This is a genomic window from Tatumella morbirosei, assembly GCF_000757425.2.
GTDB classification, from domain to species: Bacteria; Pseudomonadota; Gammaproteobacteria; order Enterobacterales; family Enterobacteriaceae; genus Tatumella; species Tatumella morbirosei.
Genome location: NZ_JPKR02000003.1, coordinates 51,425 through 74,834, shown reverse-complemented (window position 1 = coordinate 74,834; position 23,410 = coordinate 51,425). Strand labels below are relative to the sequence as shown.

The window sequence follows — 23,410 nt, the reverse complement described above, 5'->3', positions numbered from 1 at the left end:
GGGGGGCCTGTTACCTGATAACCTCACACTGTTTAGCAGCGCGTTGGTCAGGTCGTTATTACATACTGTAACTCAGCATAACGGTAGTTTTGGTATCGGTGTGATCCGGGGCACTGGCTGGCGGAGCATTATTCCAGGTGACATCATAAGCCACTTTCAGCGAGAAATCAGTGTTGATTGCCACCTGGATTCCGGTCTCGGAGTTCAGCGTAGTATCATCACCTAAAGTACTCAGCGCAGAGACACCCTGGATAAATTTGGTGGTATCCGTCAGTTGGTACTGATAACTCAAAGCCCCATAAGCCAGGGCTTTGGTCGAATGCCCTCCCCCCTGGTACTCGTCATAGCGTACGCCAGGACCGAATTCAACACGCAGTGAATGCACTGGGCCGTTAAGAATCTGGCGACCATAACCGGTAGCCAGTGTGTCACGGCTTCTGTAACCGTTAAAACGGTCGCTTAACCAACTCGCCTGACCAAACAGGTAATCACTGCTGTTCAGGTTATAACGTGTACGTCCACCGATAGTATAGGTCTCGGAAGAACGTTCATCATTAGAAGAGGTGTTAGAAGCATTACCCCACAGACTGTATGCCATATCGGACCTATACCAGGTCATATTGGTCTGTGCAGTCAGTGATGAACTGGTAGTGTTTCCGGTCTGAGCCAGGTAACCTGCTGCCGCGGTACCGACAAACGGTTTCTTCGCAGTTGAAGGATCATCCATGGACGTAAAAACGGAGTTATCTGCAAAAGCCTGATGCCCCAAAACTCCGGCAGTCAGCAGTAACGCTGTAGAAATTTTATTGAAAACTTTCATTAATAATAACCTGTACCGACGACGTTGTTAAAAGCTAAACCCGAATACTTCAAAACAGCATTAAATGCTTAAGCCTGAATTTCGTAAAAAACCATTAGTTGACATGGATTGTCAAAAAAAAGTGCCAGGCCTTAGCGTTATTCAGATCAATCCGAACAACGCTGCGTATCATATGACCCGAAAAAAAAAATGGGAAGAAAAATTACATTAAACAGCCATCGGAATGTTTCTTAATATTTCATCGGTAAAGTCTTTGTTAATTTAGGGTGTAATGCTTACTTTTTCGTCGGCATTAATGAGTCTGAGTCATATCCGGCCGATAACTGCAGTGCAATAAAATTTCACCTTCCCAACAGGTATCGCAAGTCAGGATTTTACGTCTGGCGTTCACGCCTTCACACGGGTTACAATTCGGACACACAGCGAAAAGTGAGGACAACACCATGTGGTCAGCCATTACTCGACTGTTAGAGGAACAACAACCGGATTTTTCTGGAATATCCTACTACCACCAGTGTCACGGTGGGGAAGTTAACCAGTCATGGCAGTTGGTGTCTGGTGATAAACACTACTTCGTGAAATCCAATCACCAGGCAATGTTAACCAGCTTTATCGAAGAAGCTGACCAACTGGAACTGTTGCAACGAACGGGTTGTGTCAGGGTACCCAAAGTGTATGGTACCGGTACGTCCCGCCATCAAAGTTTTCTGATCCTTGAATATTTGCCCCCCGCGCCCTTATCGACCAACTCAGCCGTGCAGTTGGGGCAGCAACTTTCACAACTACATCAGTGGAATGACCAGCCCAAATTTGGTCTGGATTTTGACAACTCCGTGACGTTGTCACCTCAGCCAAATAACTGGCAGCACCGTTGGTCATCCTTCTTTTCTGAACAACGTATTGGCTGGCAGCTGCAGATAGCGGCAGAGAAAGGCCTTCATTTTGGTGATACAGATAAAATTGTTGCCTGTATTGAACGCTGCCTGGAAAACCACTTCCCCGAGCCTTCACTACTCCACGGGGATTTGTGGCCGGGACACTGTGCCGAAGCCCACGGCAGCCCGTGGCTGTTTAATCCAGCCTGTTACTGGGGAGACAGAGAGTGTGATTTAGCGTTATGGCAACCCGATAATTTGCTGACCGCAGAGCTGATTGACAGTTATCAGGCAGAAACACCCTTACCTGCCGGCTATCAACAGCGACAGCCGGCCTATCGCCTTTACTACCTGTTGAACCGGGCCAGTGCTTTTGGTGGCCCCTGGAAGGAAGCCGCGCAACAGACTATCAATGTCCTGTTGCGCAGTTACGGATAATACTCAGACGTAAAGCAGCCCTGTAATGCGCAGAATAAAATAGCCGATCACAATAATAATGACCGGCAGCACATATAGCGGGAAATATTGGCGGAAAATTGAGTGGTTATGGGCCTGGAACCGTTCAGTTAATTGCTGGCGGGTCAGGCCTCCCGTCTCTTTGGCCTGTTCAATAATTAACTGGTCTTCGATATTCTCTTTCAGAAAACGCGACTGCCGCCACATCCTGGCCCCGGATGCCTGCAATGCCAGACCAATAAAGATCACCGCATAAATTATCCAGAACATCACATTCGCTTGGGTATGGAACTCTGGGGTCGGGGAATTATTCCAGAACATATCCAGGAAATGAGTATTAAATTTAATCATATCAATCATGACATGCAGGAAATCGGATAACACGGCATCGATACCTGGCTGTTTGTCACTGTGGATAAACAGAAAATTAAGCACTGATACCACGGTGGATATCACAGCCGGAATAAAGAGTACCCAGCCAGCAATTTTTTTGGCTATCGCTATCCGGCCAGTCTGTTGGTAGTTCATGCTCTCTCCTGAAGCGGGTTTCGTGGTACAAGTCTACCTGTGCCTTGACTATTTTTCCTGTTTTATCCTGTTACAATAACTGTCTCAATTAAATTTTCCTCAATCCGGACACCTTTTACACTGTGTCACGGCCTCACGCGCTGACTTAATCTTATGGAGGATATATGGCTTATCAACGCCCGGTGAAAGCAGCAATATTTGATATGGACGGACTGCTGATTGATACCGAGCCGTTCTGGCAGCAAGCGGAGTTAGACGTTTTTTCTGGTGCCGGGGTGGATGTCAGCCTGCGCGACAGTTTTCCCGAAACCACCGGGCTACGTATTGACCAGGTTGTCAGCATGTGGTTCGAAGCCTGTCAGGTGACACACATTTCAGAGCAACGGGTCGCAGAGCAAATTTTTGTCCGGGTGGCGGAGCTAATCCAACAGCATCAGCCACTGATGCCCGGAGTGCGTGAGGCTCTGACACTTTGTCAGTCGCTGGGACTGAAAATTGGACTTGCATCCGCTTCCCCCTTAGCCCTGATTGAAATGGTGTTGGATTTATTTTCACTCCGTCATTTTTTCAGTGTTGTGGTCTCTGCTGAAAAGTTACCCTACAGTAAGCCTCATCCTCAGGTTTACCTGAATGCCGCCAGTGAACTGAACGTTAATCCCCTGCATTGTGTCGCACTGGAGGACTCACTGAATGGCATGGTCGCTGCCAAAGCCGCCAGAATGCGGGTTCTGGTAGTTCCGGCCGCTACTGAAGCCACATTGCCGGTCTGGAGTCTGGCAAATGCACGTCTTAACTCCTTACATGATTTGACTCCTGAGTTACTCGGTGTCCCGACGCATCCATAACCTTTTGCGGGAAGAACACACTTCCCGCCCCGCTATTCCCCCTGCTGTTCTGCGATAATAATTGTTACAGCGTCACATATACTTTCACTGTATAAATACCTATACTGTATGCATTGACAGTTTACAGGTTGTTGCAGGTATCTCATGACGGCCGAAGGCCACATTCTTTTCGCGTTTGCCAGCGCGGTAATCGCCAAACGTAGCGAGCTGACGCCGGTGATCGCCGCGGCTGACTGGTGGCATCTGATTCCGGCGACATTGCTGACCTGTCTGCTGCCGGATATCGACCATCCCGGCTCTTTGCTAGGGCAGCGGCTACGCTGGATCTCGAAACCGATAGCCAGAGCGTTCGGACATCGCGGATTTACCCATAGCCTGATAGCTATTGTTGGCGGAATCTGGTTACTGCGGATTAAATTCCCCGGGGTGTTGTGGCTCCCGGCAGATGTCATGCAAGGTATGGTTTTGGGTTACCTCAGCCATATTGTGGCCGATATGCTGACACCAGCTGGCGTCCCCCTGCTCTGGCCTTGTCGCTGGCGCTTCTGCCTGCCACTCCTGCGCTCTCAAAAAAATAATCAGCTGGAGCGGATATTCTGTATTTCACTGGTCATGTGCGCAGTATGCTTACCTGGCCAACTGACCAAACAGTTTATCAGCACGGCTGGCCGGCAACTCTATACTACTGCGGAGTCATGGCAAAAGCAGATCGGTCTGTCATTACAGTAATCAGCAGATTACCAGGCCCGTTTTAATGGTATTGACCGTTATGCAGTACAGCACGGGTATCCGCCATTGTGGCAAAGAGCGATATTCGATGGTCAGGAATGACAGGGCGTGACAGGCCGTAAAGAAAGCGTTAAGTAGTGTAATGGGAGGAAAATTCAGCCCCACGACACTTGAGTTTTTAAATGGCAACGCTATAACTTCACCATGCTTTAGTTGGAGATGAAACATGAAAAAAGTTATCGCACCTTTGCTGGCGTTAAGCCTGGTTCTGCCAGGTGTTGCCATGGCACATCCGGGCTTCGGTGGCGGCGGACCAGGCTGGGGTCATGGCGGCCCGGGTTGGGGTGGTCGCGGTAGTTTCCTTCCTGACCTCGCGACCGGGGTTCTGATTGGCGGCCTGACCTATTACCTGCTGAACGGTCAGTACTATCAGCGTCAGGGGAACCAATATGTAGTCGTTAATCCCCCACCACAGAGTGCCCCACAAAGTACTCAGGTACTGGATTATGGCGGAAAACGCTACTACGTGCAGGCAGGACATTACTATCAGCGTGATATTAATGGTGAGTACATTGAAGTCCCGCGCCCTGCCGGACTTTAATATGAATAAGGCCAGCAATGCTGGCCTTTTACTTACGCGCATTTGTTACAGATAATCAGCTCTGAGGGGCCTGTGGATCCGTATCATATTCGGCACAGCTCTGGAAACCGTAATTCATTACGTGTCCGGTATCATTGAAGCTGACGAAATAGGTCAGCGGCTTGCCGTTGTTCTCACCAATAATGTAGGTATCGCAGGTACCACGGGCATGGATCATAGTGATCGATGACGCCGGACGGCCGCCTATCTGACGAACTTGTTCACGGGTCATGCCTTTTTTGACATTTTTTACGACAGGCTGGGTGACGTAACTTTCTGCCTGATGGTAGGTAGTACAGCCAGAAAGCACCGCCAGAGCCAGACCGGCAGCCAGAAATCCGGTGATTTTATGCATTATTTACCTCACTGTAATTGTAATACACAAGAAATATCCTCTGTGATATTCAGTGGATAAATTTAAGTGTAGTCGCTAATGATGAAAAAACAAATGGTTAGAATGGACGGATGATTTATAAACCGATATCCTCACATCCGTTAAAGCCCAACCAGCAGCGTTGCGGCACAACAAAAAGAATAAATATATTAATTTTCAAACTTATAAATTTCGCCCGTGACTATTAGTTAGTTTACTTTCAGAGGAAAAATGTCCAAAGCTCCCCCCCATCGTATCGCATTTGCTATAACCCTCGGCCTGATGGCCGGTCTGGGCCCGTTGTGTATTGATTTGTATCTTCCGGCGTTACCGCAACTCTCGGGATCATTGCATATCACTACCGCTGTCGCTCAGTTGAGTCTCACCGCCGGACTGCTCGGCCTCGGGCTGGGACAGTTACTGTTCGGCCCCATGAGTGATAAATATGGCCGTACCGGCCCGCTGGCCCTGTCACTGCTGGTGCTGTTTCTGGCTTCCGTAGGTTGCTCACTGGCACAAAATATTGACCAGTTACTGGTGGCAAGGCTATTCCAGGGACTGGGGGGAGCTGGCGGAGCTGTGTTATCGCGCGCGATTGCCCGGGATATGTATCAGGGCCATGAACTCACCCGTTTCTTTGCACTGCTGATGCTGGTGAATGGTGTTGCCCCAATCGCGGCACCGGTGATTGGTGGCTCGTTGATGAGCATTATGAACTGGCGTGGCATCTTCCTGGTACTGGCGGGTATTTCGGTACTGCTGTTCATTCTTTCCCGGTTACGGATTCACGAATCTCTGAGCCACGAGCGCCGCAGTCAGGGGTCCATACTCTCTGCCTGGGCTGCACTCGGACAGGTCATTACCCATCGGTCATTTATGGGTTTCTGTCTGACCCAGGGCTTTATGATGGCGGGAATGTTTGCCTATATCGGGTCGTCGCCCTTTGTTTTGCAACAGCTCTACGACATGACTCCTCAGACCTTTAGCCTGTGTTTTGCACTTAATGGTCTTGGACTGATTATTGCATCACAGACCAGTGCCCGGCTTAGCCGTCATTTCGGCGAGTATTCTGTTCTGAAAGGAGGTCTGACCCTGGCCTTTGTGGCCTCTCTGTGCCTGTTTATTGCCGGACTTAGTCATGCGCCTTTACCGGTGGTGCTGCTGGCGCTGTTCTTTAGTATTGCCAGTAATGCGGTTATCTCCACCACCGCGTCCTCGCTGGCCATGCAAAGCCAGGGAAAGCGAGCCGGCAGCGCCTCCGCCGTGATTGGGGTAACCATGTTTACTTTAGGCTCGCTGAGCGTCCCGGTCACCGGAATCGGCGGCACATCGGTGTTTAGTATGACAGCAACGATATTTGGCTGCTTTGTGATGGCAATACTGATGTTTATCTTTGTCGCCAGACGACCTGTTCCGCAGACAAAATAATCGTCCTTGCTGCGCTGAGCGATCTGGCGGAGTAAACTTATCTGACAAATTGATATTGTGACACGGCGGTCTGACAGACCGCTTTTGAGCTGAGGAAACTTGTATGGCATTACAACAGGAAATTATCCGGGCACTGGGTGTCAAGCCGGTGATTGATGTTCAACAGGAAATCCGCACCAGTGTGGATTTCCTGAAAGCCTACCTGAAAACCTATCCCGGACTAAAAAGTCTGGTGTTAGGGATAAGCGGCGGACAGGACTCAACGCTCACTGGTAAACTTTGCCAGACCGCAATTTCAGAATTGCGCGCAGAGACAGGTAACAACGACTACTGTTTTATCGCCGTACGCCTGCCCTACGGTGCGCAGGCAGATGAACAGGATTGTCAGGATGCTCTGGCATTTATTCAGCCCGACCGGACTCTGACAGTGAATATTCGTCAGGCAGTCCTGGCCAGCGAAGCGGCGCTGAAAGACGCCGGTATTATGTTGTCTGATTTTGTTCGCGGCAATGATAAAGCCCGCGAACGAATGAAAACACAATACAGCATCGCCGGAATGACCGCAGGAGTGGTGGTGGGTACCGACCACGCAGCTGAGGCAGTCACCGGGTTCTTTACCAAATACGGAGATGGCGGCACCGATATCAATCCAATTTTCCGACTGAATAAAGGTCAGGGTAAACAATTGCTCAAAGCCCTTGGCTGCCCGGAGCATCTGTATCTGAAACATCCTACCGCAGACCTGGAAGACGGGCGTCCGGGTTTACAGGATGAAGTTGCACTGGGTGTCACTTATCAGCAGATTGATGATTATCTGGAAGGCAAAAATATCGATCCAGCGGCCGCGAGAACCATTGAAGGCTGGTATCTGAAGACTGAACATAAGCGTCAGCCTCCGATTACGGTGTTTGATGATTTCTGGAAAAAAGCCTGACAGCTCTATCCGCTGCCCAGAGAGACGGGCAGGCAAAACCGCCGGTGCGGCTGACGGGCATTAGCAGTCGTCAGCCGCGACGGCGGTCTCAATACATTTAACGCCAGGTCATAATTCAGTCGGCGTTACGAGGCTGATGATGCCCGCCCTTTGCTGGTTTTTCTGTCAGATGCTTCTCAAAATTCGCGTTGTACTGCTTTTTCTGATCGGCAGTCAGTACGTTATACAGTTTGTTTTCCATTTCCAGTCTCTGTAACGCACGGTCTTTGGCATTGGCGGTCATCTGAGCCGCTTCTGCTTCGGCTTTGCTGCGGTCAAAGCTGTCTGAAGCAATAATCGCATGAGCTGCACGGCGCTGCTCAACGGTCGGACGCTGCATCTGATCGCGGCTGGCTTTCAGAATCTCGTGAATCTGTTGTTTCTGAGCTTCAGTCAGCTTCAGACCTTTAAACATCATTGGCCCATGGCCTCTTTCGTTATGCGGATGCTTATGTTGTTCTGCGGCTGCCGGTGGTGGCGTTAAATTGTCGGCTTCAGCATGGACAACCGAGGCGGCTCCAAAAGCCAGAGATGAAGCCAGAATCAGTGAAGTGAGTTTACGCATAGATTTTATCCTTACTGTTTTTCATTATCTGACGACACTGTCGCCGTTGAGATAAAGTCTACCCGCAACAACGTCAATTACTCAGTAACTGCGTAAATCACTGAAAACGAAAAAGCTAAAATCAAAGCGATCATGGAGAAATCATGAATGAAGTGACACTGAGGTGAAAAGAGCCGTTACCTGTCGTCAGATAATGAACTGATTGTGGAGACAGCGACGTTCCGGCCTGAAAGCAGGAACGCCGAAGATGACGGTGACTACTGTTCGACCAGCATCAGTCCTGCCCGCAAGCCATGAGCCACCCGCGGATTCGGGAAAAGTACCCTTTCTCCCGCGGGGTTTTCCACCCGGTATTGCTGCTCACTGTCTTCCGCCAGCAACGTTCCGGCAGGAAACTCAGTGAAGTTCAGAGTACTGTCGGCCATATGCAACCGGAACTCATCACTTAACCGGGTAATTTGTTGCGCAACGCGGAAGTGTTTTGCCGGTACTACCGGTGCGTCTGGCAGTATCGTATCACCACAGATCAGTGCCAGCAGCGCCTGCTGTGTCTGTGTGAAGTCAGATAAGGTATTACGACCAAAAGGGAGTGCCTTACCGAGTTCCAGGGTGCAACTTTCCATCTGCAGTGCATTACAGCTGAAATGGGTAAATGTACCGCCCGGTGAGCGGTGAAAAACCAGCGCTTCAGCTCCTGCCCGATTCAGCCAGTCCAGAAACGGTTCGCCCCACGGGTGAGGGCTCACCGGCAACAACCCGAATTTTTGAAACAGCGAACCACGAATGGCAGTATGTAAATCGAGATGCCAGCGGCGACTACTTTCTGTCTCTGTCGCGCCAGCCATAAACCCTTGTACGGCCTGCTCTAATTCACTGGCACGCCGCGATTCGTAACAGGGAGCTATCGTCTTCCAGCCACTGGAAAAAAGCCGGTTAAGATCATAGTGGGTAAAGCGGGTACCGGCCCGCAGTGCAGCAGGATTACCATAAATTACCAGCAGTCTGCTGGTCAGGGGGCGTTTTCCGGCCAGTAACTGGCTGACAATCGGGTTAAGTATTTCTACCGGGGCAGTTTCGTTACCATGTATCCCTGCCGATACCACCAGTGAGTTAGCTGCAACAGCGCCGGACGGTGTCAGTTCCAGAATGCCCTCGCCGGTTTCACGCCAGCTGAGAAACTCATTTTTACCCTCTGACAAATCCGAAGATTCCCCGGATAACACATGTTGCAGATAATCATTCATCATTTGACTGTTTCCATTCCTGTAGACTTAGCGCTGAAACTCATAGACACTGCCAAGGTTTAACAGTTTCGTTAAATCATCCAGTGCATGGTTATTTTCGCTCAGTAGCTGAGGATCCGCCAGATCTTCCACGGTCAACCGGTCGCGATAATATTTTTCGGCCCACTGGTTAAGTTGCGCAAACAGTTGATCGTTCATCAGTACCGCAGGATTAACGGCCTGTAACTCCTGCGGAGTGAGTGCCACCCTTAAGCGCAGGCAGGCAGGGCCTCCCCCGTTACGCATACTTTCACGCAGATCAAACACCTGCAGGTCTGCTACCGGATTATCTTCAGCCAGCACCTGTTGCAGATAGCGCCACACTTCATGATGTTGTTCTGCTTCCTGTGGCAGAATCAACGTCATAGAGCCATCGCTGCGGCTCAGTAGCTGACTGTTAAACAGGTAGGTATTCACGGCATCGCTGACAGATACCCGCTGTTCCGGGACGACCACTGGGATAAAATCCGGTAACCGCTCACGAATTTTTGCAAACAACTGCTGCTGGTCCACAAAAGCCAGTTCGTGACAAAACAGGACCTGGCGGTGACTGACCGCTATCACATCATTGTGAAACACTCCCTGGTCTATCACTGCCGGGGTCTGTTGTACAAACAGTGTTCTGTCAGGATCCAGTTGATGCAACCGGGCGACCGCCTCACTGGCCTGTAATGTCTGCCTGGCCGGATAACGTACCGGCCCCTGTCCGGGGAAACGTTCATCCCGGCCATACACAAATAACTCCAGCGGTGAAGATCCATCTGCGGCACACAACCGGTTATGATTCGCGGCACCTTCATCACCAAAACAGGCAATCTGTGGCAACGCTTCATGAACTGTAAAATGCTGAGGGTCTGTGAATATCGACCGCAGCAGCCGGGTCGTTCCGGTAGCTTCACTCATCCGGTGCAACTTGTTGTTCAGGTTGGCGACCGTGAAATGTACCTTTGCATCCGCCGTATCGGTGGAAGGGCTGACAGTGGAGGAATTTGCCACCCACATTGACGACGCCGAACAGGCGGCAGACAGTAAATCCGGCGCCTGCTGCAATGCTTTGTGTAATACCTGCTGATCATTGCCGGAAAAACCCAGTTGCCGCAATAATCCGACATTCGGCCGGGACAGTGGCGGGATCACTCCCTGGACAAAGCCCTGGTCTGCCAGCGCTTTCATTTTTGCCAGGCCCTGCTTTACCGCTTTAAGCGGGTTCGAGGGCTGAAACTGATTACGTGCCGAAGCCTCATTTCCAAATGAGAGTCCGGCGTAATGGTGGGTCAGGCCGACCAGACCATCAAAATTCGCTTCTGCTTTCTGAATATCCATGCTGATACAGCTCTCTGTTAATCTGAGGTAGAAAAATCCAGGCCGGGAGAAAGTTGCTCTGGCATGACCAGTTGATCACTTTCCATCGAAGCCATAGGCCAGGCACAATAGTCGGCGGCATACCAGGCGCCCGGCCGGTGGTTGCCGGAGGCACCCACCCCCCCAAACGGTGCGTTACTGGCCGCCCCGGTCAGGGGTTTATTCCAGTTAACGATTCCTGCATGAGCTTCATTCAATAGTTGATCGAATTTCTGACGATCACGAGAGATCAACCCGCAAGACAGGCCGTAACGGGTCTGATTGGCTATGGTGATCGCCTGGTCGAAATCGTCATAACGAATCACGTTCAGCAATGGACCAAACACTTCCTCGTCAGGCTGAGGTGGCAGATTTGTAATATCGATAATACCGGGAGTAAGCAGCGCAGATGCCTTGTCCGGCCAGCGCATTTCCAGTAGCACTTTCGCCCCCTCCGCGGTTAATTTGTTCCAGTGCTGCCAGATAAGCTCAGCAGCATGGGGAGAGATCACTCCTCCCATAAACGGCGCCGGACTTGCATCCCACGGCGCAGGGACAATTTTCCCCGCGACTTCGGCCAGCCGTTGCAGGAACGTGTCACCGGCTTCACCACGCCTGACCAGTAAACGGCGGGCACAGGTACAGCGCTGCCCCGCACTAATAAAGGCTGACTGGATAGTCAGATTTACGGCCGCATCCGTTTTTTCTGGCTCGTCCACAATTAAGGCATTGTTTCCACCCATTTCCAGCGCCAGCATCACTTCCGGACGACCGGCAAACTGGCGATGAATGTGGTAACCCGTCGCCGCGCTACCGGTAAACAACACTCCGGCCAGTGACGGGTCAGCCAGCAACGCCTGGCCCGTCTCCTTCCCCCCCTGTAACAGGTTAATGACCCCGGCCGGCAGACCGGCTTTTAACCACAGTTCTGTGGTCAACTCAGCGGTCGCCGGAGTCAGTTCGCTGGGTTTAAATACCACGGTATTACCGGCCAGCAACGCAGGCACAATATGCCCGTTAGGCAAGTGCCCGGGAAAGTTATAGGGTCCGAAGACCGCCATAACACCATGTGGCCGGTGGCGCAGGCTGTTACTCCCCTGTTGTGAAGTGCCGGTGCGTTGATGCCATGACTGTTCAGAAATAGCGATTTTATTGATCATAGAAGTCACTTCAGTGAGTGATTCCCACAGTGGCTTACCCGTTTCACGACTGATCACTTCAGCCAGCGCTGTCTTGTTTTCTGTCAGTTGCCGGCCAAACTCCATCACCAGTGCCAGACGGTCGGAAAAACTGCGGCGTGACCAGTTACGGAAGGCCCGCGTAGCCGCCTGACTGGCGGCAGTGACATCCTGCTGGGTTGCAGTGCTGCCTTGCCAGACAGGCTGCCCGCTGACCGGATCATACTTAGTCAGGAGCGGTCCCAGCCCTTCCTGCCACTGGCCATTAATCATTAGAGTCATTGCTGTTTTCCTTTGCACTGAGACTGACAATACGCAGCGTTTCTCCGGCGTCTGTCTTTAAATATTCGGCCTGAGCCGCAGTGAGTGATACGGATTCTGCCCTCGGGTCAGCGGGTATTAGCATTGCCCTGAAATTGTGATAATCCTGATTCGCGACCAGGCACAGCGGTCCGTCAGCATTGGATTTTTCGAGGGTAACGGCTGTCAGCCGGCTTTCACGGATTGAACGAATCTCATTCAGGTCGCATTCAAGTGTCGGACCGCCATCGAAGATATCGACATAATTGCGGTAACGAAAACCTTCCGCTTCCAGCATCGAACGGGCTGGAGCGGTATGAGGATGTACCTGTCCGATAACTTCGCGGGCTTCTGGTGTCAGGTAGTGAACGTACAGCGGATGTTTAGGCATTAACTCGGCAATAAACGCCTTATGTCCCGTTCCGCTGAGGAAATCGGCCCGGCTAAATTCCATAGAAAAAAAATGACGCCCGACACTGTCCCAGAACGGAGAGCGTTCCTGTTCATCACTGACTCCGCGCATTTCCGCCACCACCCTCGGTGAGAAACAGTGTGGGAAATTCGCCATAAACAATAGTCGCGATTTCGACAGTAACTGACCGTTTTTATTTTCCCTGTGGGCAGGATCGAGGAACAACGTGCATAATTCGCTGGCACCCGTATGATCGTTACTCAGTGACAGTGTCGCCAGGTGGTTATATACCTCCAGCTGGCGGGAAGCATGCACCTGCGAGCCAACCCGATAATTGTACCAGGGTTCTTCCAGACCGACCGCAACCTCAATGGCGCAGATACCGGCGATTTCACGGCTTTCGGGCTGTTCCAGCACAAAGACATAACCCTGGTGAGCAGGTGGACACTCGCCACCCCAGGTTTTTAATGAACGCTCGATCCGCTCAGACAAGGTTCGTTCATCCTGCGGTAAAGATGTCAGACCGCCACCGGTTTTCCCGGCAAGCGCCATCAGTCCCGACAGGTCATCGTGGTTCACCGGACGAATCACCGACATCATCCGGCCTCCTGAATAAATGCCCGCAGAGCACGCTCTAATCTGTTCAGACCTTCATCAATATCGGCAAATGGAATATTTAATGCCGGCGCAAACCGTAACACACTGGCTCCGGCAATCAGGATCATCACGCCTTCACGGGCCGCGGCCTGGCTTATCGCTTTGGCTTTCCCCTGAAAAGCCTCCGCTAACTGGCAACCTAGTAACAACCCATCTCCACGAATATGGGAAAAAACGTCCAACTCATCAGTAATTTTCTGCAAACGTTGGCGGAAATAATCATGACGCTGGCTGACACCCTCCAGCATTTCTGGCGTGTTAATCAACGACAGAGCCCTGTCTGCCACCGCTCCGGCCAGCGGATTGCCTCCATAGGTGGTTCCGTGAGTACCCACAGTCATCACTTTCGCACAATGTTCCGCCGCCAGCATGGCGCCGATGGGAAAGCCACCGCCCAGTGCTTTGGCTGTAGTCATGACATCCGGAACGACCCCATATTTCATATAAGCATACAGGGCTCCGGTGCGTCCGACGCCGGTCTGAACCTCATCGAAAATCAGTAATGCGCCGTTCTTATCACATAATTCCCGCAGGCCCTGCAGGAAGCTTTGACTGGCCGGAATCACCCCGCCTTCACCCTGAATGGGTTCAACGATCACTGCACAGGTGTCATCATTAATCGCCGCAGCAGCAGAATTGAGATCATTAAATACGGCGTGGCTGATTTGTGGTGGCAGTGGCGCAAAATCAGCGGAATATGAGGGTTGCCCTCCTGCCGTTACCGTAAACAGCGTACGGCCATGAAAAGCATTATTAAAAGCCACAATCCCGCGTTTTCCCGGATTGCCCTGGTCATGGGCATATTTCCGGGCCAGTTTTAACGCGGCTTCGTTAGCTTCTGCCCCCGAATTACAGAAAAAAACCCGGTCAGCGAAAGTGGCATCAATCAGCTGTTTTGCCAACCGTAACACAGGCTCGTTGGTATATCCGTTACCGGTATGCCAGACTTTAGCAGCCTGTTCCGTGAGTGCCTGCTGCAACTGTGGATGACAATGACCTAGTGCATTCACTGCAATGCCGCCCGCAAAATCAACGTACTCTTTTTCCTGCTGATCCCATAACCGTGACCCTGCGGCTCTGACCGGAATAAAATCTGCCGGTGCATAGACCGGCAGGATCCACTGGTCGAAGTTCTGGCGGGTAATCGGTGCTTGCATAACAACCTCGGTTTTTTGTGTGTTGTGTTGTGATGTGAATATTATTTTTAAAATCTATGCACAGCAGTGCTGGCAGCCACTGTAGATTGCAGTCTACGTGCCAGCCAAGCGAAAAATTGCATAAAAAAAAGCATGACAAAATAAATCAATAACTTACCACATTAAGCCATTCACTAATTTTGCATAATTAATGCATAAACCTCAGGAAGGTGCTGGTGTGGGGTAACATAAAAAAGAACAATTATGCAGAAACTGAAATATATTTTATTTTTGTGATAATAAGCCATGCTGACCCAGTCTCAGACAGAAAACAGCACCATAAAGGTGCTCTGCGCCTTTAAAAGGTGCAATGCATGCACCACGACAGGGCGGTTAACACGGTATTGGTAAGTAAATCTAGGGAGCCATCAGATTAAACTGAGGGGTATCAGAAACTTCAGGCAGAATGAATGGCTGATCTATCTTCAGGGTAATCCAGTTTGAGGTCGCCTGATGCTGGCTGTTTTCTATAGTCACCGCCAGATGATATTCGTTGGATGCCTGTGGATCATTATTCCACTGCGGCAGAATTATACTCCAACCTTGTAAATCGGTAGGATCTGCCGGAGCAGTCAGACTCAGTTCACGAGTGTCCCCCTGCCAGTGAACACTGCGGATATCTTTCGACGGGCTAACCTGTAATTTTAGCATCAGCGTTTCGCCGCCGGTCAGTTGCCATGGCGGCGTTGCCAGGAAAACACTGAGCTGAGTTTTAGTGCGTTTGGCCAGCACAGGAGTACTGCTGCGGGTCACCGCATCATAACGGCTGCCACGTAATGAGTGAGCCGACGCAACCTCATCCGGCGACAGTTGTTTGGCCAGTGACTCGCCAAAGTGATAGTTGACATTGAGGCCAAACAGATCCTGGCTTTCACCCCCGGTACCGGTTTTATGGCTGGCAGAGAATGTGACCAGAGGGATCGGGGTGTAGGAAACCCCCAACGAGAGCGCCGAAGGATTGTGATAGTAATTGCCGGAGTTGAACGCATCAATATTATCACCCAGATATTGTTCCCAGCTCACCGTGACTCCCAGCTGACGATAAAAGGGCAGATACCCCTGACTGGTGATGTCATAGCCACGGGCCATCCGTGTCATGCTCGTGCTGTCGTTGTTCCTCCACCCCGATACCGGCAGATAATAGTTGGCAGAAAAACGCAAATAATCGCCCCAGGCTTCGGTACCAAAGGAAGCACGGTCCAGATGCTGTTCAAAAAGATGGTCCAGAAAAGAGTTATAGCCAAACATCCAGTCGCCGGCATTCCAGCGTTGTCCCAGGCCAAAGCTGCCGGTGGTACCGGGAGCACTGCGACTGAGCCCCACCTGGCTGAATAACAGATAGCGCTTATTATCCTCCAGCGGGCTCAGTAACCGCGCTGAAGTACCGTCAAAGTTACCATCCATATCCACATCCAGATTGACGTTGGCTCTGCCATAAGGTGACAGCAGGCTCTGACTCTCCTGATTAAGTTTATCGGATAACCGGTCACGAAAATGGTTGAACGCCCATAAACCAGCGCTATGCCCCAGGCTGGTGTCAGTATCGGTATCATTTTGTTCAGCAATAGATTTCGCCATTTCTGCCAACTGCTGAGAGAAATTACTCTGGCTGGCGGAACTGCCAAGATCAGGTAGATCGCTGTCTGAAGCGACAGACTCCCCTTCATCAGTAAACGGAGTTTGCGAAATGGTGTCACCGATTTCTGCCTGCGCTGCAGGCAGCCACCAGCAAACAGAAATCATCAATGCGGAACACCAGTAATGGCGGGATCGGTTTAAGGGCATAAGATCAGTTTAACCGTTTCAGTACAATTTCTAAGACGTCAGGAACCTGTAGTTAAAGGAAACAAGGGACACAGTATAGCACATCCGAAACTCAATCTCAGACGGGCTAACATTAGCAGAAGCATTCACTAAATGTATCTCAGAAAATGGGATAAATTACAGCTGATTTCAGTACATTACCCCGCAGATGATTGCTGTAATTGTCTGACCTGACTTGCCAGTGTCAGCAGCTTCTCATCCTGTTCACCCAGGGCGGTCAGGCTGTTAACCAGTTCAAACAGATACTGAGCATTTGACCCCAGAGGTCCCTGAGCTGTAGCAATTAACGGAGCAACGACTGTCGGACACTCATCGGCTTCAAATAACGGATGTAAAGTATTCATGGTAAAGACCAGTGCAATGATCTGTTGCCCGTTATCCAGAGTCACTGGTTGCCAGCGAGGACAATAACACCCGGTGAGCATCTCTCTTTTCCAGAGCAACTCAAGCTCTTCGGCCTTGTTTGCGTCGCACAGCCGAAAGACCAGACCACGGGTTTTGCCTCCGGCCTGTAATGCCAACATTCTGCCTGGCCGACACTCAGTGCCACGCCCCGCCACCAGACGAATGCAAAATGTCCGGTGCCAGCCTTCCAGCATTGCTGGCTGAACATCGCTATAATCGAGCACCGGGTTCCACATCAGTGAGCCATAGCCAAACACCCAGACCGGCAAGCCGGCAGGCAATAATGCCAGAAATTCTGTCAGGCTGGCCTTACGTTGTTCCGGAGTTAACAACAGCTCATGATCGATTCGGCCAAACGATGACTGGCAGTCCGCATTAATTAAAAAATCCCGTGTCAGCACACCGCCCTCCTCAACCTCAAAGCAATACTGATGGTGAACACTGCTATCATTACAGCAAACGGATAATTATGTGAAGAGTCTCACAATACCAAAAACTGGTAATCTTACACTGCGCCTCGCGGTGAACTGCGCAAACAGATGCCAGATAACCCTCATAAAAACAATGAACTGTAACGCTAAAAATAGCAAACAGGTTAAAACAATAGAAATCATGATTTCAGCGTTAAAATTACAGGGTAAATAGCGATAATGTCATAACAATGTCAGGATAAACACAAGAAACGAAACATAAAAGTCACAATAAAACATAACGATAGATTGTTAAATTGTTAATTAGAGGCATCACAATCTTTCGGTAAATGAAAGTAAATAAATGTATCAAAAATAGAATTTAATGATACAGTGTCAACCGTAATGTGTATCTCTATCCTGAGGCAGAAAGATCCGCAAATAGTCCACTCTATAAATAACGCGTGAGGAAACAGAATGCCAGCGCATGAAAAAACTCGTCATACGGAATACTCGCTTATTTTCCCGATTGTCGCTTTGATAGTCTTATGGTTTTTTAGCCATCAGACCTCAATGCCCGTGGTCATCGCCATTAATATTCTGACGCTGGTCGCCATTCTGTGCAGTGCATTCAGTGTGGTCCGTCACGCTGATGTGCTGGCTCACCGCTTAGGCGAACCTTTCGGATCGCTTATCCTTACCCTGTCAGTTGTCATCCTCGAAGTCAGCCTGATTTCTGCGCTGATGGCTACCGGTAATGCTACCCCCGGGCTGATGCGTGATACTTTGTACTCAATCATTATGATTGTCACCGGCGGGCTGGTCGGTTTCGCCTTACTGTTAGGAGGACGAAAGTTCGCGACTCAGTACGTCAATCTGGCCGGAGTAAAACAGTATCTGATTGCTATTTTCCCGCTGGCGATTCTGGTGCTGGTTTTCCCTGATGCGTTGCCCGGCGGAAACTTTAGCACCGGTCAGGCGTTGTTAATTGCCGCTGTCTCTGCGGCCATGTACGGGGTATTTTTGCTGATACAGACCAAAACCCATCAGAGTCTGTTTATTTATGAGCATGAAGATGAAAGCGATGATGGCGACCCACATCATGGAAAACCCTCCGTGCATAGCAGCAGCTGGCACTCTGTCTGGCTGATTATTCACCTGGTGGCGGTTATTAGTGTCACGAAAATGAATGCCCCGGTGCTGGAGCAGTTGCTGGGAGACCTGAATGCACCAGAGCAGTTCACCGGCTTCCTGATTGCGCTGTTAATCTTATCCCCTGAAGGGTTAGGTGCGATAAAGGCGGTGCTGGCCAACCAGGTACAACGGGCAATGAATCTGTTCTTTGGCTCAGTACTGGCGACGATTTCATTGACTGTCCCTGTGGTAACACTGATTGCGGTCTTTACCGGACAGCCACTTATTTTCGGGCTGGAAGCGCCTCAGATGGTGATCATGGGCAGCGTGTTATTACTGTGCCAAATCTCCTTCTCTACCGGTCGTACCAATGTACTCAATGGCGCGGCACACCTGGCACTGTTTGTCGGCTATCTGATTACTATCATGCTGTAAACCCGATTTCAGCCCGGAACCCCGCCGGGCTGAATAAAGCTTCCCACCCGGTTTTCCGCTGCACAACAGATTCTCCGTATTTGCCACCCGGCTCTGTTAATACTCTTCTGCCCTTTGATATCGCCATTTCTGTACAGGGGCAACCTGGCACCGCTATAGCGGTTCGCTTATCCATCCTGCTAATGTGAAGGTGCAAAATAACGTCATCTTCGGTAATGAATATTCATTTCAAAACTGACGAACCACCGGTGACGGCCCGGTAAAATGACCCGGTGTTAACCGCAGGACAGCACTGTCCCTGTCACAAAACGACGGTATTTAACTGCATTTTAATCAGGGTATCTGATAAAAATTAATTCTGATTACCCCTGATCTTATAAGTCAGCGGTATACATCAGAACCCCGTGATTGTCGGAAACTTTCCGTGGATGACTGAACTGATATTCAGCAATTATCGGGCATTATTCAGTGACAGTGGGAGTTGGGAGAGCACAGAAACCCGAAAGAGACTACAGCGACAGTCCGGCTGTCGCTGTAGTTGGCCTGCACAAGCCGGATTAGCGGCTGGTATCCAGCGCCGGGAATGATTTCACCAGTTCATCAATCGCTTTCATTTGTAACAGGAAAGGTTCCAGTTTATCCAGCGGCAGTGCGGACGGGCCATCACACTTAGCGTGGTCCGGATCCGGATGAGCCTCAATAAACAGACCAGCGATGCCGACTGCCATCCCGGCACGTGCCAGTTCAGATACCTGAGCACGGCGTCCGCCGGAGGCCGCACCAAACGGGTCACGGGTCTGTAATGCGTGAGTCACATCGAAAATGACTGGCGAATTGTTAGTCACTTTCTTCATCACATTAAAGCCCAGCATATCCACAACCAGGTTATCGTAACCAAAGTTACTGCCACGGTCACAGAGGATCACCTTGTCATTACCGCCTTCGGCGAACTTATCAACGATGTTCCCCATCTGTCCCGGGCTGACGAACTGTGGTTTTTTAACGTTAATCACGGCACCGGTTTTTGCCATGGCTTCAACCAGATCTGTCTGGCGGGCAAGAAACGCCGGCAACTGGATAACATCCACCACTTCGGAGACTGGCTGAGCCTGTGCTGCTTCATGCACATCAGTAATAATTTTTACGCCGAAAGTACTTTTCAGCTCAGCAAAAATCTTCATCCCTTCTTCCAGGCCCGGACCACGATAAGAATGGATAGAAGAACGGTTTGCTTTATCGAAAGACGCTTTAAACACGTAGGGGATGCCGAGCTTATCGGTGACGTTGACATAGTGTTCGCAGATACGCATGGCGAGTTCGCGGGATTCGAGAACATTCATCCCCCCGAACAACACAAATGGCAGATCATTTGCTACCCGGATGTCCCCAATAGAGACTACTTTCTCTGTCATACCGTTGTTCCTTAAGTTACTGATATCAGCGCGGCTTAGTGCAGCGTGATTTGTTTATTTTCAATGGCGTGGATCTGTACCTTAATCATTTCACTGACAGGATCTTCAGGACACTGTTCAATAAAATAATTTAAATCACTCAGTGCGATATGTTCGCATTCGAGCTGTGCATAAATCAGTCCACGGTCACGTATTTCGTAAGGGTCTTCCGGGTCGAGTTGCAGTAACACTTCACTGACGTTTAACGCCAGTTCAAGCTGCTGCTCATCCATCAGAGCGGCCTTCAGGGTATCGAGCATTTTGCGGATAACCACTGAAATTTCCGATTCATCCAGGTCTTCATCATACAGCGTGGAGGTCGGCCCCATACTGCCTTTGACCCAGACATCCAGGGTATGTTCATCCAGGGTGTCGCCATTAAACGGATTGATTAACCACATCTCACCGTCCACCCAGTCTGCACGGACAATCAGTTGGGTCGGAAAAATCACCGGTAACAACGGCAGCGATAACTCACCGGCAATATAGAGCAACAACGCCCCCAGCGATACCGCCGTACCCTGACGGGTTTTTAGCACATTATCCAGCCACAGCACATCAGATAAGCGGTAAACCCCGCTGGCGCCGCCAAAGCCCCACTCACCGTAAAACAACTCCATCAGTTGTTCGAGCTGTTTTTCTGCGTCGCTTTCCTGTGCCAGGTGAACACGTGCCTCGTCCACCATCTGCACTAACTGCCGCCGTACACTGTCTGATGGAAAATCAGCACGTATCTGCTGCATCACTCTGATCATCGCTTCACACAATGAGCAGTCGGTAAAATCAAAATTGGTTGCGGAACTCATAACATCCCCAGTAGCGGCACTCTGTTTATCGCCAGCCAGAGAATAATCCCCAGCATTAACAGAGCGGCGCAAAATGCAATTCCGCGGGTAAACTGCGAAAAATTACGTCGGCCAAAGGCGATAAATCCTAAGCCGATATACAGAACTACCGCAAATATTTTTTCGGTCAGCCAGCGACCGTCTTCAGTAAACGGGAAGTAATGGGTGATAAAAATCAGCATTACTCCGCTTAGCAGCAACAGCGTATCATTAATATGTGGGGTGATTTTCACCCAGCGACGCTGCAGCATCACAGAGTTCACGGTTTTCCAGTAAAAGCGGCTGACAAACAAAATCACCGTCAGACAAACGGTAATCAGATGCAGTGTCAGTATTGGTGTAAAAAGAGAGCTCATTTATCCTGCCATCGGTTAGGAAATAAACTGGCCATAACTGACCCGTGGATTTCCTGCGTAATCATTACGGGTCGCGACCTGCCGGTAACCACTGTGGTGCAGTAACAGGCGTACGGCTTCCCCTTGTTGCCAGCCATGCTCCAGAGCCAGCCAGCCAGCCGGGTGCAGCCAGTGACGACTTTGATCAATAATATGTCGTAAATCTGCCAGACCACCTTCTTCAGCCACCAACGCACTCAGGGGTTCAAAACGTACATCCCCCTGTTGCAAATGGTGGTCAGCAGCATCGATATAGGGAGGGTTGCTGACGATCAACTGATAGTGTCTGGCGGGCAGTTGGCTGAACCAGTGACTCTGCATGAAATGACAATTATTTAATGCAAGCTGTGCCGCATTTTCCTGCGCCAGCATCACTGCTGCCGCCACCCGATCCACGCCAGTTATCTCGCAATCCGCACGCTCTGAACCGAGCGCCAGTGCAACCGCACCACTTCCAGTGCCCAGATCCAATACGTCACAGGGTGTTTCCGACAATAATTCCAGTGCCACCTCCACCAGCATTTCGGTATCCGGACGCGGGATAAGGGTGCTGTTGTTCACTTTCAGTGGCAGTGACCAGAATTCTCGTTCACCTAATAAATGAGCGACCGGTTCACCTTGCTGGCGGCGCTTCAGCAGCTCATCCAGCCGCTCCTGCTGGGCTGCAGTCAGAGTGGTATCATCAAACGCAATCAACCAGCTACGGGACTTTTCCAGTACATAACCGAGCAGGATTTCACCGTCCCGTTTCGGACTTTCACTGTGTTGTAACACCACACGGCTGTGTGCCAGCCAGTCCCGGATACGCATTAATCCTGGCCTGCCAGGGCAGCTAGCTGATCTGCCTGATACTCCTGAACAATAGGTTCAATCAGGCTATCGAGTTTGCCTTCCATCGTTTCATCCAGACGGTATATTGTCAGGTTAATCCGGTGGTCGGTCACCCTGCCCTGTGGGAAGTTATAGGTACGAATACGGTCTGAACGGTCACCACTGCCCAGCAGGTTACGCCGTGCTGAGGCTTCGGCTTCGTGGCGACGCGCCATTTCTGCGGCATGAATACGAGCCCCTAACACTGACAATGCTTTAGCTTTGGTTTTTATGCTGTGATCGTTCGTCCTGGCACTCCACCACAATACCGGTCGGCAGGTGGGTAATCCGAATCGCGGAATCGGTGGTGTTAACGTGCTGACCACCCGCTCCTGATGAACGGAATGTATCGATTTTCAGGTCTGACGGATTAATTTCCGGCAGTTCAGCTTCCGGAATTTCCGGCATAATCGCCACCGTACAGGCTGAAGTGTGAATACGCCCCTGTGACTCGGTTTCCGGGACACGCTGCACACGGTGGCCGCCGGATTCAAATTTCAGCCGGCCGTAAGCACCCTCACCGGCAATTTTGGCAATCACCTCTTTATAACCACCATGCTCACCTTCGTTGGCGCTGATAATTTCTACCCGCCAGCGGTTGGTTTCGGCATAACGGCTGTACATCCGGAACAGATCTCCGGCAAACAGCGCGGCTTCGTCACCGCCGGTGCCGGCACGAACTTCAACGAAACACGGACGTTCATCATCCGGGTCTTTAGGCAGCAACAGGACCTGTAATTCCTGTTCCAACGTCTCACTGCGGCTTTTGGCTTCCTGCAGTTCGTCGTGCGCCATATCGCGCATTTCCGGGTCATCGAGCATCAGTGTTGCGGTTTCAATATCTTCCTGAACCTGCTGCCATTGGCGGAAACAATGGGTCACGTCGGTTAACTGAGCATACTCTCGGGACAGAGCCCGAAAACGCTCCTGATCGGCAATAACCCCGGCATCCCCCAATAACGCTTCTACTTCTTCATGGCGTTCCTGCAGCGCTTCGAGTTTGGCAACAATTGATGTCTTCATGTATTTGAGGTTTATCCAG

General features: G+C 50.7%; 22 protein-coding genes and 1 pseudogene. 7 read left to right on the top strand and 16 right to left on the bottom strand.

What is annotated here, in order from left to right:
- Window positions 1–58 precede the first annotated feature (58 nt).
- On the bottom strand, window positions 59–820 hold the full coding sequence (locus tag HA49_RS03220) for a DUF481 domain-containing protein (protein ID WP_038020521.1): 762 nt from the start codon (window positions 818–820) through the stop codon (window positions 59–61).
- A gap of 443 nt (window positions 821–1,263) precedes the next feature.
- Here HA49_RS03220 and HA49_RS03215 point away from each other — a divergent pair, with 443 nt between their 5' ends.
- Window positions 1,264–2,133, top strand: a complete 870-nt coding sequence (locus tag HA49_RS03215) for a fructosamine kinase family protein (protein ID WP_038020520.1) — start codon at window positions 1,264–1,266, stop codon at window positions 2,131–2,133.
- Window positions 2,134–2,136: 3 nt separating this feature from the next.
- Here HA49_RS03215 and HA49_RS03210 read toward each other — a convergent pair whose 3' ends face one another.
- On the bottom strand, window positions 2,137–2,679 hold the full coding sequence (locus HA49_RS03210) for a YniB family protein (RefSeq protein WP_038020519.1): 543 nt from the start codon (window positions 2,677–2,679) through the stop codon (window positions 2,137–2,139).
- 164 nt (window positions 2,680–2,843) lie between these two features.
- On the opposite strand from HA49_RS03210, the gene hxpB reads away from it, so the two are divergent.
- The 3 genes from hxpB (at window position 2,844) to HA49_RS03195 (ending at window position 4,854) form a co-directional block, all read left to right on the top strand.
- Entirely contained in the window at window positions 2,844–3,524 is a 681-nt protein-coding gene (hxpB, locus tag HA49_RS03205) for a hexitol phosphatase HxpB (protein WP_038020518.1), read from the top strand.
- Window positions 3,525–3,668: 144 nt separating this feature from the next.
- Window positions 3,669–4,253 (top strand): metal-dependent hydrolase, encoded by a 585-nt coding sequence (locus tag HA49_RS03200; RefSeq protein WP_038020517.1) that lies wholly within the window; start codon window positions 3,669–3,671, stop codon window positions 4,251–4,253.
- A 226-nt stretch (window positions 4,254–4,479) separates the two neighbouring features.
- A complete protein-coding gene (locus HA49_RS03195; RefSeq protein ID WP_038020516.1) occupies window positions 4,480–4,854 on the top strand; it encodes a DUF6515 family protein in 375 nt (124 codons plus the stop codon).
- A 55-nt stretch (window positions 4,855–4,909) separates the two neighbouring features.
- Here the strand turns inward: HA49_RS03195 and osmE are convergent, their stop codons facing one another.
- Complete coding sequence (gene osmE / locus HA49_RS03190; RefSeq protein ID WP_038020515.1) at window positions 4,910–5,248, bottom strand: osmotically-inducible lipoprotein OsmE; 339 nt, start codon at window positions 5,246–5,248, stop codon at window positions 4,910–4,912.
- A gap of 249 nt (window positions 5,249–5,497) precedes the next feature.
- Between osmE and HA49_RS03185 the strand changes: the two genes are divergently transcribed.
- Window positions 5,498–6,694 (top strand): multidrug effflux MFS transporter, encoded by a 1,197-nt coding sequence (locus tag HA49_RS03185; protein ID WP_038020514.1) that lies wholly within the window; start codon window positions 5,498–5,500, stop codon window positions 6,692–6,694.
- A gap of 103 nt (window positions 6,695–6,797) precedes the next feature.
- A complete protein-coding gene (nadE, locus tag HA49_RS03180; RefSeq protein WP_038020513.1) occupies window positions 6,798–7,628 on the top strand; it encodes an ammonia-dependent NAD(+) synthetase in 831 nt (276 codons plus the stop codon).
- 115 nt (window positions 7,629–7,743) lie between these two features.
- Here nadE and spy read toward each other — a convergent pair whose 3' ends face one another.
- The 8 genes from spy to HA49_RS03140 all read right to left on the bottom strand — a co-directional run bounded on the left by spy (window position 7,744) and on the right by HA49_RS03140 (window position 17,229).
- Window positions 7,744–8,232, bottom strand: a complete 489-nt coding sequence (spy, locus tag HA49_RS03175) for an ATP-independent periplasmic protein-refolding chaperone Spy (protein WP_038020512.1) — start codon at window positions 8,230–8,232, stop codon at window positions 7,744–7,746.
- Between the two features lie 257 nt (window positions 8,233–8,489).
- Entirely contained in the window at window positions 8,490–9,476 is a 987-nt protein-coding gene (gene astE, locus HA49_RS03170) for a succinylglutamate desuccinylase (RefSeq protein ID WP_038020871.1), read from the bottom strand.
- Window positions 9,477–9,503: 27 nt separating this feature from the next.
- Complete coding sequence (astB, locus tag HA49_RS03165) at window positions 9,504–10,832, bottom strand: N-succinylarginine dihydrolase (protein WP_038020870.1); 1,329 nt, start codon at window positions 10,830–10,832, stop codon at window positions 9,504–9,506.
- 23 nt (window positions 10,833–10,855) lie between these two features.
- The gene (gene astD / locus HA49_RS03160) at window positions 10,856–12,316 is read right to left on the bottom strand and encodes a succinylglutamate-semialdehyde dehydrogenase (RefSeq protein ID WP_046791654.1); all 1,461 of its coding nucleotides are present in this window, start codon (window positions 12,314–12,316) and stop codon (window positions 10,856–10,858) included.
- Window positions 12,300–13,343: an arginine N-succinyltransferase gene (astA, locus tag HA49_RS03155; protein ID WP_038020869.1), complete on the bottom strand. Its 1,044-nt coding sequence runs from the start codon at window positions 13,341–13,343 to the stop codon at window positions 12,300–12,302. The genes astD and astA overlap by 17 nt, the downstream gene beginning before the upstream one ends.
- A complete protein-coding gene (locus tag HA49_RS03150) occupies window positions 13,343–14,560 on the bottom strand; it encodes an aspartate aminotransferase family protein (protein WP_038020511.1) in 1,218 nt (405 codons plus the stop codon). Before HA49_RS03150 ends, astA begins: the two co-directional genes overlap by 1 nt.
- 396 nt (window positions 14,561–14,956) lie before the next feature.
- Entirely contained in the window at window positions 14,957–16,342 is a 1,386-nt protein-coding gene (locus HA49_RS03145) for a YchO/YchP family invasin (RefSeq protein ID WP_046791653.1), read from the bottom strand.
- A gap of 218 nt (window positions 16,343–16,560) precedes the next feature.
- On the bottom strand, window positions 16,561–17,229 hold the full coding sequence (locus HA49_RS03140) for a gamma-glutamylcyclotransferase (protein ID WP_038020510.1): 669 nt from the start codon (window positions 17,227–17,229) through the stop codon (window positions 16,561–16,563).
- 486 nt (window positions 17,230–17,715) lie between these two features.
- On the opposite strand from HA49_RS03140, the gene chaA reads away from it, so the two are divergent.
- Window positions 17,716–18,807 (top strand): sodium-potassium/proton antiporter ChaA, encoded by a 1,092-nt coding sequence (gene chaA, locus HA49_RS03135; RefSeq protein ID WP_038020509.1) that lies wholly within the window; start codon window positions 17,716–17,718, stop codon window positions 18,805–18,807.
- 557 nt (window positions 18,808–19,364) lie between these two features.
- On the opposite strand, the gene kdsA is transcribed toward chaA, so the two are convergent.
- The 5 genes and pseudogenes from kdsA to prfA all read right to left on the bottom strand — a co-directional run bounded on the left by kdsA (window position 19,365) and on the right by prfA (window position 23,391).
- Window positions 19,365–20,219 carry a 3-deoxy-8-phosphooctulonate synthase gene (gene kdsA / locus HA49_RS03130; RefSeq protein WP_038020508.1) on the bottom strand — a complete coding sequence of 285 codons (855 nt, stop codon included), beginning with the start codon at window positions 20,217–20,219 and terminating at the stop codon, window positions 19,365–19,367.
- A 35-nt stretch (window positions 20,220–20,254) separates the two neighbouring features.
- Entirely contained in the window at window positions 20,255–21,064 is an 810-nt protein-coding gene (gene sirB1 / locus HA49_RS03125) for an invasion regulator SirB1 (RefSeq protein ID WP_038020507.1), read from the bottom strand.
- On the bottom strand, window positions 21,061–21,459 hold the full coding sequence (locus HA49_RS03120; RefSeq protein WP_038020506.1) for a SirB2 family protein: 399 nt from the start codon (window positions 21,457–21,459) through the stop codon (window positions 21,061–21,063). The genes sirB1 and HA49_RS03120 overlap by 4 nt, the downstream gene beginning before the upstream one ends.
- A 15-nt stretch (window positions 21,460–21,474) precedes the next feature.
- Window positions 21,475–22,308 carry a peptide chain release factor N(5)-glutamine methyltransferase gene (prmC, locus tag HA49_RS03115; RefSeq protein ID WP_038020505.1) on the bottom strand — a complete coding sequence of 278 codons (834 nt, stop codon included), beginning with the start codon at window positions 22,306–22,308 and terminating at the stop codon, window positions 21,475–21,477.
- Window positions 22,308–23,391: pseudogene (prfA, locus tag HA49_RS03110) on the bottom strand (peptide chain release factor 1). Before prfA ends, prmC begins: the two are co-directional and overlap by 1 nt.
- Between the last annotated feature and the right edge of the window lie 19 nt (window positions 23,392–23,410).

What these genes read in the sequence shown, in the direction of transcription:
- HA49_RS03220 (WP_038020521.1), bottom strand. Translation starts at nt 820, where the DNA reads ATGAAAGTTTTCAATAAAATTTCTACAGCGTTACTGCTGACTGCCGGA.
- HA49_RS03215 (WP_038020520.1), top strand. Translation starts at nt 1,264, where the DNA reads ATGTGGTCAGCCATTACTCGACTGTTAGAGGAACAACAACCGGATTTT.
- HA49_RS03210 (WP_038020519.1), bottom strand. Translation starts at nt 2,679, where the DNA reads ATGAACTACCAACAGACTGGCCGGATAGCGATAGCCAAAAAAATTGCT.
- hxpB (WP_038020518.1), top strand. Translation starts at nt 2,844, where the DNA reads ATGGCTTATCAACGCCCGGTGAAAGCAGCAATATTTGATATGGACGGA.
- HA49_RS03200 (WP_038020517.1), top strand. Translation starts at nt 3,669, where the DNA reads ATGACGGCCGAAGGCCACATTCTTTTCGCGTTTGCCAGCGCGGTAATC.
- HA49_RS03195 (WP_038020516.1), top strand. Translation starts at nt 4,480, where the DNA reads ATGAAAAAAGTTATCGCACCTTTGCTGGCGTTAAGCCTGGTTCTGCCA.
- osmE (WP_038020515.1), bottom strand. Translation starts at nt 5,248, where the DNA reads ATGCATAAAATCACCGGATTTCTGGCTGCCGGTCTGGCTCTGGCGGTG.
- HA49_RS03185 (WP_038020514.1), top strand. Translation starts at nt 5,498, where the DNA reads ATGTCCAAAGCTCCCCCCCATCGTATCGCATTTGCTATAACCCTCGGC.
- nadE (WP_038020513.1), top strand. Translation starts at nt 6,798, where the DNA reads ATGGCATTACAACAGGAAATTATCCGGGCACTGGGTGTCAAGCCGGTG.
- spy (WP_038020512.1), bottom strand. Translation starts at nt 8,232, where the DNA reads ATGCGTAAACTCACTTCACTGATTCTGGCTTCATCTCTGGCTTTTGGA.
- astE (WP_038020871.1), bottom strand. Translation starts at nt 9,476, where the DNA reads ATGAATGATTATCTGCAACATGTGTTATCCGGGGAATCTTCGGATTTG.
- astD (WP_046791654.1), bottom strand. Translation starts at nt 12,316, where the DNA reads ATGACTCTAATGATTAATGGCCAGTGGCAGGAAGGGCTGGGACCGCTC.
- astA (WP_038020869.1), bottom strand. Translation starts at nt 13,343, where the DNA reads ATGTCGGTGATTCGTCCGGTGAACCACGATGACCTGTCGGGACTGATG.
- HA49_RS03150 (WP_038020511.1), bottom strand. Translation starts at nt 14,560, where the DNA reads ATGCAAGCACCGATTACCCGCCAGAACTTCGACCAGTGGATCCTGCCG.
- HA49_RS03145 (WP_046791653.1), bottom strand. Translation starts at nt 16,342, where the DNA reads ATGATTTCTGTTTGCTGGTGGCTGCCTGCAGCGCAGGCAGAAATCGGT.
- chaA (WP_038020509.1), top strand. Translation starts at nt 17,716, where the DNA reads ATGCCAGCGCATGAAAAAACTCGTCATACGGAATACTCGCTTATTTTC.
- kdsA (WP_038020508.1), bottom strand. Translation starts at nt 20,219, where the DNA reads ATGACAGAGAAAGTAGTCTCTATTGGGGACATCCGGGTAGCAAATGAT.
- sirB1 (WP_038020507.1), bottom strand. Translation starts at nt 21,064, where the DNA reads ATGAGTTCCGCAACCAATTTTGATTTTACCGACTGCTCATTGTGTGAA.
- HA49_RS03120 (WP_038020506.1), bottom strand. Translation starts at nt 21,459, where the DNA reads ATGAGCTCTCTTTTTACACCAATACTGACACTGCATCTGATTACCGTT.
- prmC (WP_038020505.1), bottom strand. Translation starts at nt 22,308, where the DNA reads ATGCGTATCCGGGACTGGCTGGCACACAGCCGTGTGGTGTTACAACAC.